The organism is Xanthomonas sp. LF07-6 (genome assembly GCF_034105445.1).
Taxonomy (GTDB): domain Bacteria; phylum Pseudomonadota; class Gammaproteobacteria; order Xanthomonadales; family Xanthomonadaceae; genus Xanthomonas_A; species Xanthomonas_A sontii.
The window spans coordinates 209270-222975 of the sequence record NZ_JAXGGI010000002.1 but is presented as its reverse complement, the minus strand read 5'-3'; the positions used below and the strand labels follow the sequence as shown (position 1 = coordinate 222975).

13 protein-coding genes are annotated in these 13706 nt (G+C 69.9%); 5 read left to right on the top strand and 8 right to left on the bottom strand.

All coding sequences use genetic code 11. The features are described 5' to 3' along the window. Nucleotides 1-2: 2 nt before the first annotated feature. The 5 genes from SLW56_RS05525 (at nt 3) to SLW56_RS05505 (ending at nt 6294) form a co-directional block, all read left to right on the top strand. Complete coding sequence (locus tag SLW56_RS05525; protein ID WP_320694581.1) at nt 3-1505, top strand: efflux transporter outer membrane subunit; 1503 nt, start codon at nt 3-5, stop codon at nt 1503-1505. 172 nt (nt 1506-1677) lie between these two features. Then, nucleotides 1678-2820: a polyamine ABC transporter ATP-binding protein gene (potA, locus tag SLW56_RS05520; RefSeq protein WP_320694462.1), complete on the top strand. Its 1143-nt coding sequence runs from the start codon at nt 1678-1680 to the stop codon at nt 2818-2820. After that, entirely contained in the window at nt 2817-3779 is a 963-nt protein-coding gene (locus SLW56_RS05515; protein WP_320694461.1) for an ABC transporter permease subunit, read from the top strand. Before potA ends, SLW56_RS05515 begins: the two co-directional genes overlap by 4 nt. Further along, nucleotides 3776-4627: an ABC transporter permease subunit gene (locus SLW56_RS05510; RefSeq protein ID WP_267101397.1), complete on the top strand. Its 852-nt coding sequence runs from the start codon at nt 3776-3778 to the stop codon at nt 4625-4627. Before SLW56_RS05515 ends, SLW56_RS05510 begins: the two co-directional genes overlap by 4 nt. A 302-nt stretch (nt 4628-4929) precedes the next feature. Next, complete coding sequence (locus SLW56_RS05505; protein ID WP_295964238.1) at nt 4930-6294, top strand: NAD-dependent succinate-semialdehyde dehydrogenase; 1365 nt, start codon at nt 4930-4932, stop codon at nt 6292-6294. A gap of 171 nt (nt 6295-6465) precedes the next feature. Here the strand turns inward: SLW56_RS05505 and SLW56_RS05500 are convergent, their stop codons facing one another. The 8 genes from SLW56_RS05500 to SLW56_RS05465 all read right to left on the bottom strand — a co-directional run bounded on the left by SLW56_RS05500 (nt 6466) and on the right by SLW56_RS05465 (nt 13658). After that, a complete protein-coding gene (locus SLW56_RS05500) occupies nt 6466-7461 on the bottom strand; it encodes a magnesium and cobalt transport protein CorA (RefSeq protein ID WP_209244438.1) in 996 nt (331 codons plus the stop codon). Nucleotides 7462-7510: 49 nt separating this feature from the next. Continuing rightward, complete coding sequence (locus tag SLW56_RS05495; RefSeq protein WP_320694460.1) at nt 7511-8800, bottom strand: DUF4105 domain-containing protein; 1290 nt, start codon at nt 8798-8800, stop codon at nt 7511-7513. Further along, nucleotides 8797-9678, bottom strand: a complete 882-nt coding sequence (locus tag SLW56_RS05490; protein WP_267092484.1) for a transporter associated domain-containing protein — start codon at nt 9676-9678, stop codon at nt 8797-8799. The genes SLW56_RS05495 and SLW56_RS05490 overlap by 4 nt, the downstream gene beginning before the upstream one ends. Before the next feature lie 110 nt (nt 9679-9788). Beyond that, nucleotides 9789-10406 (bottom strand): hypothetical protein, encoded by a 618-nt coding sequence (locus SLW56_RS05485; RefSeq protein WP_295961247.1) that lies wholly within the window; start codon nt 10404-10406, stop codon nt 9789-9791. 171 nt (nt 10407-10577) lie between these two features. Beyond that, nucleotides 10578-11063: an rRNA maturation RNase YbeY gene (gene ybeY / locus SLW56_RS05480; protein WP_017908182.1), complete on the bottom strand. Its 486-nt coding sequence runs from the start codon at nt 11061-11063 to the stop codon at nt 10578-10580. Between the two features lie 53 nt (nt 11064-11116). Beyond that, entirely contained in the window at nt 11117-12004 is an 888-nt protein-coding gene (locus SLW56_RS05475; RefSeq protein ID WP_320694459.1) for a hypothetical protein, read from the bottom strand. Between the two features lie 104 nt (nt 12005-12108). Next, a complete protein-coding gene (locus tag SLW56_RS05470; protein WP_295943966.1) occupies nt 12109-12675 on the bottom strand; it encodes a hypothetical protein in 567 nt (188 codons plus the stop codon). Then, the gene (locus tag SLW56_RS05465; protein WP_150410997.1) at nt 12672-13658 is read right to left on the bottom strand and encodes a PhoH family protein; all 987 of its coding nucleotides are present in this window, start codon (nt 13656-13658) and stop codon (nt 12672-12674) included. The genes SLW56_RS05470 and SLW56_RS05465 overlap by 4 nt, the downstream gene beginning before the upstream one ends. Between the last annotated feature and the right edge of the window lie 48 nt (nt 13659-13706).

Genomic DNA, 13706 nt, shown 5'->3' with positions numbered 1-13706 from the left:
CCCTGCGTTTCTCCCGCGTTCTCGTCGCCGCCGCGCTGCCCTCGCTGCTGTCGGCCTGCATGCTCGGCCCGGACTACGTGAAGCCGCCGCCGGTGGCCGAGGCGGCGCTGGCGCAGCCGCGGCTGTACCGCGCCGATGCCACGGCCGCGGCCGCCGGCGTGGTGCCGGCACCGCCGCCGCAGCGTTGGTGGGACACCCTGCAGGATCCGCAGTTGACCATGCTGGTCGAGCAGGCCTTGCAGCACAGCCCGAACCTGCGCGTGGCGCAGGCGCGCCTGCGCGCCTCGCGCGCGCTGGTCGATCAGCGCCACGCCGAGCAGTTGCCCAGCGTCGGAGCGACGGCCGCCTATCTCAACGCGCGCGCGCCGGATGCGCTGACCGACCGCCTGGGCAGCATCGCCGCCGGCACCGGCCAGCCGGTGGAGATCGATCCGCGCGCGCAGCTCTACAGCGTCGGCATCGATGCCAGCTGGGAACTGGATTTCTTCGGCCGCCGCCGCCGCGCCAGCGAGGGCGCACTGGCCGATGCCCAGGCCGACGAGGCCGACCTCGCCGACACCCAGGTGCAGATCGCCGCCGAAGTGGGGCAGGCCTATCTGGGCTACCGCAGCACGCGTGCGCGCATGGGCGTGGCCCAGCGCAACCTGGAGGCTGCCCGGCAGACCCTGCAGCTGACCCGGCAGCGCCGCGAGCGCGGCGCCGACGCCGACCTGCAGGTGGAACGCGCGCAGGCGCAACTGCAGCAACAGGAAGCGGTACTCCCGGACCTGCAGGCGCAGGCGCAGGTGGCGCTGGACCAGTTGGCGCTGATGATCGGCCGCGAGCCCGGCGCGCTCGATGCCGAACTGGCCGCCGACCGGCCGTTGCCGACGCTGCCGGCGACGGTGCCGGTGGACGACGCCGGCGCGCTGATCCGCCGGCGCCCGGACGTGCGCCGCGCCGAGCGCCAGCTGGCCGCCTCGTCGGCGAAGATCGGCGAAGCGCTCACCGCGTATTTCCCGCAGGTCACGCTGCTGGGCAACATCGGCATGGCCGCGACCTCGCCGGGCGATCTCGGTCGCGACGCCGTCAACAGCGTGGTGGCGCCGTTCCTGCGCTGGTCGATCTTCGATTTCGGCGGCACCCGCGCCAAGGTCGAGCAGGCCCGCGCCGGCAATGCCGCGCGGCTGGCCGCCTACGAAGGCACGGTGCTGGCCGCGCTGCAGGATGCCAACGGCGCCCTGGCACGCTTTGGCGCCGCGCGCCAGCAGGCGCTGGCCGCGGACAAGGCCGCCGCCTCGGCGGATCGCTCGGCCGCGCTGCTGCAGCAACGCTATGCCGCCGGCGCCTCGTCGCTGATCGATGCGCTGGACGTGCAGCGCCAGCAGGCCTCCGCCCAGGACAGTGCGCTGCAGGCGCATACCCAGGTGCTGCTGCGCTACATGGCCTTGCAGAAGAGCCTGGGTCTGGGCTGGGGAGAACCGCAGGCATCGGCGTCCGCGCCAGCGCCAGCCACGGCGCAGTAAGCGCGCCGCTTCTGCGAATCCCCAATCCCGACTCCCGAATCCCGCGCCGCCGCGCGGCGTGGCCGCCGCGGTATCGCCGACGCGGCGCCCACGGCTACACTGAGACTCACCGCGCCGCGGTCGCCGCCGCAGCGGCGCTCCGCACGACGGCGTGCTTCACGGGGAATCAGCGATGGCGTTGAGCGAAGCGAGAACCGACCATCTGCCGGCACCGCCGCCGGCCAAGGGTGCCGGCTATGTGTCCATCGCCGGCCTGCGCAAGGAGTTCGACGGGTTCGTCGCGCTGGACGACATCGATCTGGACATCGGCCAGGGCGAGATCTTCGCGCTGCTCGGCGGTTCCGGCAGCGGCAAGTCGACGCTGCTGCGCTGCCTGGGCGGGTTCGAGCAGCCCAGCCGCGGCCGCATCGTGCTCGACGGCCAGCCGCTGGATGGGCTGCCGCCGTACCAGCGCCCGCTCAACATGATGTTCCAGTCCTACGCGCTGTTCCCGCACATGAGCGTGGAGCAGAACATCGCCTTCGGGCTGAAGCAGGACGGCCTGTCGCGCAGCGCCATCGCCAGCCGTGTCGGCGAGATGCTGGAGCTGGTGCGGCTGGGCACGCTCGGCAAGCGCAAGCCGCACCAGCTCTCCGGCGGCCAGCAGCAGCGCGTGGCGCTGGCGCGCTCGCTGGCCAAGCGGCCGAAACTGCTGCTGCTGGACGAGCCGATGGGCGCGCTGGACAAGAAGCTGCGCTCGCAGATGCAGCTGGAACTGGTCTCGATCATCGAGACCTCGGGGGTGACCTGCGTGATGGTCACCCACGACCAGGAGGAGGCGATGACCATGGCCACGCGCATCGCGCTGATGGAGCAGGGCCGCATCCGCCAGGTCGGCACGCCGGGCGACATCTACGAGTCGCCGAACAGCCGTTTCGTCGCCGAGTTCATCGGCTCGGTGAACATGTTCGAGGGCCGCATCGGCGAGGATCATCCCGACCACGTAACCGTGTTGTGCCCGCAGTTCCCGGTGCCGATCTACATCAGCCACGGCATCACCGGCGTGGAAGGGCAGGAAGTGGCGTTCGCGGTGCGTCCGGAAAAGGTCTGGATCACCAAGTGCGAACCCGAGCAGACCTACAACAAGGCGCGCGGCACCATCGAGGACATCGCCTATTTCGGCAGCCACTCGATCTTCCACGTGCGTCTGCCCAGCGGCATCCGCGTGCAATCCAACTTCGCCAACCAGAAGCGCTGGGACAGCGAAGGCATGACCTGGGGCGACACGGTGTGGGTGTCGTGGGACGACAACGACGGCGTGGTGCTGACCGCATGAGCGCGCCCGTCGTCCCGGTGCCGCCCGAGCCGACGCCGCGGCTGCGCCTGCAGCAGCGCTTGCGCCTGGGGTCGCTACCGGCGCTGCGCTGGCTGGTGATCGCCGCGCCGTACCTGTGGCTGCTGCTGTTCTTCGCGATCCCGTTCCTGATCGTGCTGCGCATCTCCTTCGCCGAGCAGGCCATCCGCAGCCCGCCGTACAGCGAACTGCTCGAAGTCCGCGACGGCGTGCTGACGCTGAAGCTGACCCTGCAGAACTACCTGGCGCTGCTGCGCGACCACCAGTACATCGAGGCCTACTGGGGCTCGATCAAGATCGCCGGCATCTCCACCGCGCTGACCCTGCTGATCGGCTACCCGATGGCCTACGCGATCGCGCGGCTGTCGCCGTCGGCGCGCAACATCGCGATGATGCTGGTGGTGCTGCCGTCGTGGACCTCGTTCCTGATCCGCGTCTACGCCTGGATCGGCATCCTCGACAGCAACGGCGTGCTCAACCGGGCGCTGCTGGCGCTGGGCCTGATCGATGCGCCGCTGCATATCCTGTACACGCCGGTCGCCGCCTACATCGGCATCGTCTACTGCTATCTGCCGTTCATGGTGCTGCCGCTGTACGCGACCCTGGTCAAGCTCGACCAGCGCCTGCTCGAGGCCGCCTACGATCTCGGCGCGCCGCCGTGGAAGGCGTTCCTGACCGTGACCCTGCCGCTGTCGCGGCCGGGTATCGTCGCCGGCTGCATGCTGGTGATGATCCCGGCGGTGGGCGAGTTCGTGATCCCGGAGATGCTCGGCGGTCCGGACACGCTGATGATCGGCCGGGTGCTGTGGGGCGAGTTCTTCAACAACCGCGACTGGCCGACCGCCTCGGCGGTGGCGATCGCGATGCTGGCATTGCTGATGGTGCCGATCCTGATCTTCAACCGCTACCAGCAGCGCCAGCTCGAAGGTGGGCAGGCATGAGCGGCGCGCGCGGCGGCATGGGCAGGGTATTGCGCTGGACCGTGCTGGGCGCCGGCTTCGCCTTCCTGTACCTGCCGATCCTGCTGTTGATGGTGTATTCGTTCAACGCCTCCAAGCTGGCGACGGTGTGGGCCGGCTTCTCCACCAAGTGGTACGGCGAACTGCTGCGCGACCGGCAGATCCTGCAGGCGGCGTGGATCAGCCTGAAGGTGGCGTTCTGGACCGCCACCGCGTCGATGGTGCTCGGCACGCTGGCGGCGATGGCGATGACCCGCTTCCGCCGCTTCCCCAGCAAGAGCCTGTTCGGCGCGCTGGTGACCGCGCCGCTGGTGATGCCGGAGGTGATCATCGGCCTGTCGATCATGATGATGCTGGTGTCGATGGGCGGCGTGCTCGGCATCCCGCCCAAGGGCGTGATGGCGATCTGGGCCGCGCATGTCACCTTCACCCTGTCCTTCGTCACCGTGGTGGTGTCCTCGCGCCTGCAGGAACTGGACCGCTCGCTGGAAGAGGCGGCGATGGACCTGGGCGCCAACCGGCTCAAGGTGTTTTTCCTGATCACCGTGCCGATCATCGCCCCGGCGCTGGTGTCGGGCTGGCTGCTGGCGTTCACCCTGTCGCTGGACGACGTGGTGATCGCCAACTTCGTCGCCGGCCCGGATTCGACCACGCTGCCGATGACCGTGTTCTCGTCGGTGCGCATGGGCCTGAAGCCCAAGATCAATGCGCTGGCCACGCTGATGGTGCTGGCGGTGTCGATCGCCGCCGTCGTCGGCTGGTGGCTGATGGCGCGCAGCGAGAAGCGCCGCCAGCGCGACATGCAGTTGGCGCAACAGCAGGCGGGATGATGTGCGCTGCTTTTCCGTGGAGCGGCGTCAGCCGCGACACGCATTGCCGGTAAGGCCTGTCGCGGCTTAAGCCGCTCCCACAGGATCGTGCGGCGAGCTTGCCTGGTGCACTGTGGGAGGGACTCCAGTCCCGACGCATTGCGCCATCGGAAAGCACGGCGCGTCGCTCCTGGCTGCTGCATGACAGTCGACTCACACAGGCCACGCGGAACACTGTGAGCCATCGCGCTCTATGGCATCGCCACGTCGCCGCAACGTCCACGGCGCTAGGCTGGCCGGACATTTTTCCAGGAGTCCGCGCGATGCCTTACGACACCGTCAATCCGGCCAACGGCCACGTCGAATACAGTCTCGAGCTGATGGATGCCGCCGCCGTCGAACAGCGCCTGGCCGGCGCGGCGCAGGCGTTCCCCGGCTGGGCGGCGACCCCGCTGGAGCAGCGCGGCGCGCTGCTGCGCAAGGTCGGTGCGCAACTGCGCGAACAGCGCGACGCGATCCAGCGGGTGATGACCGCGGAAATGGGCAAGCTGCGCAAGGAGGCGCTGGCCGAACTCGACAAGTGCGCCGCGGCCTGCGACTACTACGCCGAGCATGCGGCGGACTACCTGCGCGAGCAGGCGGTGGCCACCGATGCGCAGCGCAGCTACGTGCGCTACGAGCCGCTGGGCTGCGTGCTGGCGGTGATGCCGTGGAACTTCCCGATCTGGCAGGTGTTCCGCTTCCTGGCGCCGGCGCTGATGGCCGGCAACGTCGCCCTGCTCAAGCACGCCAGCAACGTGCCGCGTTGCGCCGACGCGATCCGCAAGGTGCTGGCCGACGCCGGCGTGCCGGACGGGGTGTTCGACGTGCTGCACATCGACAACGACCAGGCTGCCGAGGTGCTGCGCGATGCGCGCGTGGCCGCGGTCACCCTGACCGGCAGCGAGCGCGCCGGCCGCTCCATCGCCGCCAATGCCGGTGGGCAGCTGAAGAAGTGCGTGATGGAGCTGGGCGGCAGCGACGCCTTCGTGGTGCTGGACGACGCCGACCTGGACGCTACCGTCGCCGCGGCGGTGAAGTCGCGCTTCGACAACGCCGGGCAGACCTGCATCGCGGCCAAGCGTTTCGTGGTGGTGGAGGCGATCGCCGACGAATTCGTAAGCCGCTTCGCCGCCGCCGCGGCCGAGCGTCGCCTCGGCGACCCGCAGGACGAGGCGACCACGCTGGCGCCGATGGCGCGCCAGGACCTGCGCGACGAACTGCACAAGCAGGTGCAGGCCAGCATCGCCAAGGGGGCAAAGCCATTGCTCGGTTGCGAACCCGAGCGCGGCAGCCACGCCGGCTATCCGGCGTCGATCCTCGACCGCGTGACGCCGGGCATGCCGGCCTACGACGAAGAACTGTTCGGCCCGGTCGCGGCGATCCTGCGCGTGGCCGACGAAGCCGAAGCCGTGCGCGTGGCCAACGACACCACCTTCGGCCTGGGCGGCAGCGTCTGGACCCGTGACCGCGCCCGCGGCGAGCGCGTGGCCTGCCAGCTGCAATGTGGCGCCGCCTTCGTCAACGCCATCGTCAAGAGCGACGTGCGCCTGCCGTTCGGCGGCATCAAGCGCTCCGGCTTCGGCCGCGAACTGGCCGAGCATGGCATCCATGAGTTCATGAACATCAAGTCGGTGTATGTGGCTTGAGTTGGGAATCGGGAATGGAGAATTGGGAATGGGAGAAGCGGCGGCGCCTGATTGCGCCGTCTGTCACGGATGATTGCTGCACGCCTAACGATGCAGCGTTACATCACGACTGCGGCGCGCTGTCCATTCCCTATTCCCGTTTCTCCATTCCCGCCGCCGCTGCGCGGCGGCTCACAACCACCTCGCCCGCTTGAACGCCACATACAGCGCCACGCATACCGCGGCGACGCCGCCGACCATCAGCGGGTAGGCCCAGGGCCATTCCAGTTCCGGCATCTGCTTGAAGTTCATGCCGTACCAACTGGTGATCAGGGTCGGGGCGGCGAGCAGGGCGGCCCAGGCGCCGAGGCGCTTGACCGTCTCGCCCTGGGCCAGGGTGACCAGCGACAGGTTCACGCTCAGCGCGGTACCCAGCATCTCGCGCAGGGTGTCGATGGCGTCGTTGGTGCGCACCGCATGGTCGAGCACGTCGCGCACGTACAGGCGCACTTCCTCGGCGATCAGCGGGCCGGGGTGGCGCTTGAGGTGCGCCAGCACGTCCTGCAAAGGCGCCACGCCCAGGCGCATCTGGTTGAGTTCGCGCTTGAGTTCGTACAGCCGGATCGCGGTGTCGCGGCGGTACGCCTCGGCGAAGATGTCCGACTCCAGCCGCTCCAGGCTCTGCCGGAAGGCGTCGAGGATCGGTTGGTAGTTGTCCACCACGTAGTCCAGCACCGCGTACAGCGCGTACGACGGGCCCAGTTTCATCAGCGAGGCCTCGCGTTCCAGCCGCTCGCGCACGGGAGCGTAGGGCAGCGAGGCGCCATGGCGCACGGTGAGCAGGAAGCGCTCGCCGAGGAAGGCATGGGTCTCGCCGTAGACGATGCGCTCGTCGATCACCTGCGCGGTGTGCACCGCCAGGAACAGCGAGTTGCCGAAGGCCTCGACCTTGGGCCGCTGGTGCGCCTTGCGGGTGTCCTCGATCGCCAGTTCGTGCAGCTGGAATTCCTCCTTGAGCTGCTGCAGCACCGCGTCGCCGGGCTCGTACATGCCGACCCAGACGAAGCCGTCGTCGTGGCCGGCCAGCACGTCGCTGATCTGCTCCAGGGCGATGTCGTGGCGGCGGCCGTGGCCGTCGTAGTGCACGCAGTTGATGACGCAGGCGGGATTGGCGGTCGCGGAGGCCATGGCGGGAGTGGGTTCGGCGGAGGCGCGCGTGGCGAGTGGCGCGACGGTATCAGGGCTGCGGGCGAGGGCGGGTGAGCGCCCAGGCCAGCGCCGCGTGCACCGGCAGCAGCAATGCGATCCATTGCAGGTTGAACTGCGGCTGCAGCATCGACAGCCAATGGATCAGCAGTGCGGCGCCGGCCAGCGCCACCACCAGCCACAGCAGCACGTCGAACCAGCGTCCGGGGCGGCGCCCGCGCAGCACGGCAAGACCGCCGAACAGCAGCGGCAGGCACAGCGGATCCAGCAGTAGCAGGTTGCGGTTGCCCCAGGCAGCACGATGCTCGCTGAAGCCCCACAGGTACAGCAGGACCGCGCCGCCGAGCGCGCACAGCAGCCAGAACGGCAGCGCCAGCGCGGCCAGCCAGCGCGGGCGGCGGCCCAGCGCCAGCGCCCCCGCCGCCGCGACCAGCCCCACCAGCAGCCACGGCCACCAGTGCCGCAGCTGTTCCGGCGGTTCCGGCGGCAGCCGCTGCGGCAGCAACTGCTGGCGCGCCTGCACCAGCGGGCGGCCTTCGCTGTTGCGCACCTCGCTCAGGCTCTCGGCCAGGCGCATCGGCACGAAGGCCTCTTCCCAGCGCGACAGCGGCTTGTCGGCGTACGGGCCCAGGCCCAGGTCGAAGCCCAGCCACATCCACGGTGCCGGCGAGGCCAGGCGGACCGATTCGCTGCGGTAGGTATTGCCGCGCGAGCGGCCGGACAGCTGCGCGTGCAGCGCGCCGCCCATGGCCCGGTCCAGCGCGTCGCGGACCATCGTGGCGCAGTTGGCGGTGTAGTAGTCGTAGCGGTAGCGCGCGTTTTCCGGGCGCGCGCGCCAGGCCAGCGCCTGCTGCAGCGCGCGTGCCTGCGCCGGCGCCAGGTCCAGCCACTGGATATCCACGCCGCGGCCGGCCTCGCGGTACTGCTCCAGATCCTCCTGCAGCGGTAGCGCGACCAGGTAGTAGCGCATGTCGCCGGCGGCGAAGCGGCCGACGAAGCCCGGTTCGCTGGGGTCGAAGAAACCGAAGTTGTATGAGGTCGCCTGGCCCGTGCGCGGGTCGAGCACCACGATGGCGTCATGGCCGAAGCGCTCGAAGAACACTTCGCCGGGCTGCATCGTGGCCACGCCGATGCGCGGCGCCGGGTCGCTGGCGTCGGCGGTCGCAGCCGCGTCGGGCGCTGCGGGCGCCGCTGCGGCCAGCGGCGGCGGTGCCGCCGGATCCGCAGGCGCGGTCTGCGCGAAGGCCAGCCCGGTCCACAGGGCCAGCAGCAGTCCCAGCCAGCAGGCCGCGCGCATGCGCGGCACGCGGTGCGTGCTCAAGCGCCGTCCTGCGCGGCAGGCGGCAGGATGGTGACGTGGAACGCCTGCACCCGGCGCGCGTCGGCCTTCGCCACACGGAACGCGAATCGGCCCAGGGTCAGTTCCTCGCCGGTCTCGGGCAGGTGGCCGATCGCCTCGGTGACCAGCCCGCCGACGGTGTCGTAGTCGTCGTCCGGGAAGTCGGCGCCGAAGCGCTCGTTGAAATCCTCGATCGGGGTCAGCGCATCCACCACGTACTGGCCGTCGGCCTGCGCGGCGATCAGCGAGGCCTCGTCCTCGGCGTCGTCGTGCTCGTCGTCGATGTCGCCGACGATCTGCTCCAGCACGTCCTCGATGGTCACCAGCCCGGCCACGCCGCCGTACTCGTCGACCACGATCGCCATGTGGTTGCGCGAGAGCCGGAACTCCTTGAGCAGCACGTTGAGCTTCTTCGACTCCGGAATCAGCACCGCCGGGCGCAGCAGTTCGCGCACCGTGCCGGGACCGTGGTCGGCGACCACGCCGCGCAGCAGATCCTTGGCCAGCAGGATGCCGAGGATGTCGTCCTTGTTCTCCCCATGCACCGGGAAGCGCGAGTGGCCGGATTCGACCACCTGCTTCATCAGGTCGAGGAAGCGCGACTCCACCGGCAGCGACACCATCTGCGCGCGCGAGACCATCACGTCGCCGACGGTGAGTTCGGAGACCGACAGCGCGCCCTCCATCATGCGCAGCGTGTCGGCGGCGATCAGGCCGTCGTGCTGCGCGTCGCGCAGCACCTCGACCAGATCGTCGCGGGTGTGCGGGTCGCCGGAGAACACCGAGGTCAGGCGTTCCAGCCAGCCGCGACGTTTTTCGTGGGATTCCGGGGAGGTACTACTCGGTCCGTCTTCTGACATGTTCTGTGGGTAGGCGCCCGGTCGAACGGGCGGTAACCGCAAGTCTAGCAGGGCGCTCGCGACAGCATCGCGACGTCGGCGGCCGGTACCGGCGGCCCGCCGGCGCGGGTTCAGCCGCCCTTGGCCGGCGTGTGCAGCGCGTCCGGTGCCGGTGCCGCGCCCGTCTCCTCGGGCAGGTCCAGGCTGTAGCTGCAGCCGGCCAGGGTCTTGCCGGGGTGCGATTTCACCGTGGACACGCTGAGGATGATCGACTCGATCATCGGCTCGCCGGTCTTGGGATCGTGGACGTCGCGGCTGAGCACTTCGCGGCCGAACATGGCCTTCTCCGGTGTGTCCACCGCCGCTTCCAGATTCAGGCGCTTGGCCAGCGGCCGCGGGTCGGGCAGGTCCAGGATCGCCATCACGCTGGCGCCGGAGAAGGCGATGCGCTCGCTGCTGTAGCCGAACACCTGGATCGGCCGGGTCAGCGCGTACTCGGTCATGAACAGGTTGGACTGCGGCAGCGGCCGCCAGCCGTGCGCGACCGCCTTCAGCGGATCGGCCAGCAGCGGCGCCAGTGCGGTGAAGTCGGCCACGTGCTGGCGGCATTCCAGCAGCGCCGGCAGGTCGATGGCCGGATCGGCGGTCGCGGTGGCGGCAGGCGTTGCAGTGGGCGGCGCGGCAGGCGCTGCGACGGCAGCGGGGACGGCGCAGGCGAGCGCGAGCAGGACGAGCGAGGGACGAATCAACGCACGGAACCTCGAAGAAAAGCGGGGCTGCGGCGATCGCCGCGCGGCCACGTTACCGCCGGCGCCCGCGCTTGACCAGCGCGGGGTGGTGGGGAACACATTAAGCCCCTCTCCCCCCGGGAGAGGGGTTGGGGTGAGGGTCGGTCGCGACAGCGGGTGTGGGATCTCGGATCAACGCTCGCCGGCGTAGGGGTCGGAGACGCCGAGGTCGGCCAGGATCTCGCGCTCCAGTTGCTCCATCGCCTCGGCTTCCTTGTCGTCCTCGTGGTCCCAGCCGAGCAGGTGCAGCACGCCGTGCACGGTCAGGTGCGCGTAGTGCGCGTTGAGCGGCTTGTCCTGTTCGGCGGCCTCGCGCGCCACCACCGGTGCGCAGATCACCAGATCGCCGAGTAGCGGCAGCTTGACGCCCTTCGGCAACCCCTCGGGCAGTTCGGCCGGGAAGCTGAGCACGTTGGTGGCGTAGTCCTTGCCGCGGTAGTGCTGGTTGAGGGCGCGGCCTTCGCGGTCGTCGACCAGACGGATCGCCAGGTCGGCCTCGCGGATGCGGCCCTTCAGTGCAGCGGCGACCCACTTGCGGAAGCTCGGCGCCGCCGGCAGCCCGGCGCGGGGCAGGGCGTAGCTGACGCCGACATCGAGACGGACGGGACCTTTGGTCATGGCGGAACGGCCGGGTGCTGCGGTGGGAGCCACAGTATCGCGCTAACGCGCGCTCAGGGCGACGCCCAGTCGCCGGCGTCGTAGGCGATCTCGATCACGGCGGCATTGCCTGCCGCGCGGTCGATGCCAGCGTCTGCGGCGGATTTGCTGCAGTTGAAGCCCTGGTAGAGGGTGCTCTGGCGGATGAGCTGCAGTGCCGCCTGTTCCGGCTTGCCGTTCGGGTCGATCTGGATGGTCGGTGTCGCGCAGCCGCCGACATTGGTCACCTGGATGGCGGGCACAAGCGCGCGCGCCGCCTGGTCGGCGAGGGTGTCGAAGGCATCCGGTCCGATGTCCTGCGCAGCGGCCGACACGCGCACCTTGAAGTAGTAGAGCTGTTTGTAGAACAGATAGCCGTTGGAGCGGGCCGGTGCATCCTCCGGGTCGAGGCGCAGTTCCATCCGCAGCTTTTCTCCGGGCACACGTTGGGCCTCTGCGATCGCCGCGACCAGCGCCTTGTCCAGGGCGCTGGCGGCCTTCGGCGCCGGTTCGACGACGATGCCCAGCTCGAATCGTTGCGCGCCCAGTTCGTGCAGTTCCGCGTAGGTGCCGCCGGAGACCGCTGCGGCCAGATCGGCGCGGAAGCCCGCCATGCCGTCGGCGATGGCCCGCGCCGATTCCTTTTGTCCGGCGGGATAGACGAACACGTTGATGGTCAGTTCCGGATGGTCTTTCAGCACGTAGAGGAAGCCGGCACCGGCGGCCTTGGCGGCCGGGTCGTACTTGCTGCTGCGCAGGCTGAAGTCGCCCACGGTGTCGGGAGCGACCACGTAGCTGGTTTCGACGAAGGGCCGCGCGGGCGTTGCTGCGGGCGGCGCGGCCGTGGCGGCAGCCGCTGGCGCGGCGCAAGTGGCCAGGATCGGCCAGAGCAGACAGGCGAACGACGACGATCGCTGGAACATGGCACCTCCCCGTGCACGGCAGCAGCATCGCAGTGTACGTCGGTCACTGCCGCGTGGTGCGTGCGGTCGCTACGGAGTGCCGCGACAGGCGCGCAGCAGCAGGCTCAGGTCACGCATGCGACCAGGAACAGCAGCGGGGTCTTTTCGTCGTCGACGCGGTAGGCCAGGCTGCCCATCGGGCCCCGCTGGCATTGCGTATTGTCGCGCCGGATGTCCACCGTGGCGGCGAAACGCCCCGACGCGGGCAGCCACACCGCGGCCTGGCCGTGTTCGAGCAGTTGGCCGACGAGGTAGAGGCTGTCCGCTGGCACCTTTGCGTATGCCAGCGCGTTGCAGCCGAAGCGGTCGCGCGTCGCACCGGCGGTTTCGGCCGCATCGAGCAGCGCTTGCGCGCGGGTGCCGGCGATCCAGGCCAGGCGTTGCGCCTCGTCGTCGCGCGGCGCGGTCGGCGAGGTACGGGCGATCGCCGCGGCGCGCTCGAGGACGTCGCGCGGCAGCCCGATGCTGGCCGCGTCCTGCACGATCGACAGGCACGGCGGGGTCAGCGATTGCGCCAGGGCGACGCGCTGCGGCGCCGGGTCCTGCGCTGGCGGCGGATCCTGCGGCTGGCCGTTGGCGCCGCCGGCCACGCAAAGCAGCGCTGCCAGCAGGCCTGGCCAGGGCCGGATCATGCGGACGGGCCGCTGGCGCGGTCGACCACGTCGCGCTTCTCGTAGGCGTTGACGATGCGCGCCACCAGCGGATGCCGGACCACGTCGCGCGCCTCGAAGAAGGTGAAGCTGACTCCGTCCACCTCGTGCAGCACCTCGACGGCATCGCGCAGGCCGGACTTGACGTGCTTGGGCAGGTCGATCTGGGTCAGGTCGCCGGTGACCACCGCGGTGCTGCCGAAGCCGAGGCGGGTCAGGAACATCTTCATCTGCTCGATGGTGGTGTTCTGCGCTTCGTCCAGGATCACGTAGGCGTCGTTGAGGGTGCGTCCGCGCATGTACGCCAGCGGCGCGATCTCGATGACGTTCTTCTCCAGCAGCTTGACCACCTTCTCCACGCCCAGCATCTCGTACAGCGCGTCGTACAGCGGGCGCAGGTAGGGGTCGACCTTCTGGGTGAGGTCGCCCGGCAGAAAGCCCAGCTTCTCGCCGGCCTCCACTGCCGGGCGCACCAGGATCAGCCGCTGTACCCGCGATTCGTTCAGCGCTTCCACCGCGCTGGCCACGGCCAGGAAGGTCTTGCCGGTGCCGGCCGGGCCGATGCCGAAGTTGATGTCGTGGGTGGCGATCTGGTGCAGGTACTTGGCCTGGTTGGCGCCGCGGCCGCGCACGGTGCCGCGCCTGACCTTGATGGCCACGTCCTGCGGCTGGTACGCGCGCTGCGTCACCTGGTCGACGTTGGACTGGTTGAGCCGCAGGTGGATTTCCTGGTCGTCGAAGGCGACGTGGTCGGCCTCGGCGTACAGCGCCTGCAGCAGCCGCTCGGCCGCCGCCACCGCCTGCTCCGGCCCGGTCACCCGGTACACGTTGCCGCGGTTGGAGATCTCCACGCCCAGGCGCAGTTCGATCTGCCGCAGGTGCGCATCGAACGGGCCGGCCAGGTTGGCCAGACGTTCGGTGTCGGCGGGGTCCAGGGTGAAGTCGCGTTGCGCAGGGGTGGTCATGGCGGGCGCGCGCCGCCAATGGCGACGTCGAAAAAAAGAGGGGCGCAA

What these genes read in the sequence shown, in the direction of transcription:
- potA (WP_320694462.1), top strand. Translation starts at nt 1,678, where the DNA reads ATGGCGTTGAGCGAAGCGAGAACCGACCATCTGCCGGCACCGCCGCCG.
- SLW56_RS05515 (WP_320694461.1), top strand. Translation starts at nt 2,817, where the DNA reads ATGAGCGCGCCCGTCGTCCCGGTGCCGCCCGAGCCGACGCCGCGGCTG.
- SLW56_RS05510 (WP_267101397.1), top strand. Translation starts at nt 3,776, where the DNA reads ATGAGCGGCGCGCGCGGCGGCATGGGCAGGGTATTGCGCTGGACCGTG.
- SLW56_RS05505 (WP_295964238.1), top strand. Translation starts at nt 4,930, where the DNA reads ATGCCTTACGACACCGTCAATCCGGCCAACGGCCACGTCGAATACAGT.
- SLW56_RS05500 (WP_209244438.1), bottom strand. Translation starts at nt 7,461, where the DNA reads ATGGCCTCCGCGACCGCCAATCCCGCCTGCGTCATCAACTGCGTGCAC.
- SLW56_RS05490 (WP_267092484.1), bottom strand. Translation starts at nt 9,678, where the DNA reads ATGTCAGAAGACGGACCGAGTAGTACCTCCCCGGAATCCCACGAAAAA.
- ybeY (WP_017908182.1), bottom strand. Translation starts at nt 11,063, where the DNA reads ATGACCAAAGGTCCCGTCCGTCTCGATGTCGGCGTCAGCTACGCCCTG.
- SLW56_RS05475 (WP_320694459.1), bottom strand. Translation starts at nt 12,004, where the DNA reads ATGTTCCAGCGATCGTCGTCGTTCGCCTGTCTGCTCTGGCCGATCCTG.
- SLW56_RS05470 (WP_295943966.1), bottom strand. Translation starts at nt 12,675, where the DNA reads ATGATCCGGCCCTGGCCAGGCCTGCTGGCAGCGCTGCTTTGCGTGGCC.
- SLW56_RS05465 (WP_150410997.1), bottom strand. Translation starts at nt 13,658, where the DNA reads ATGACCACCCCTGCGCAACGCGACTTCACCCTGGACCCCGCCGACACC.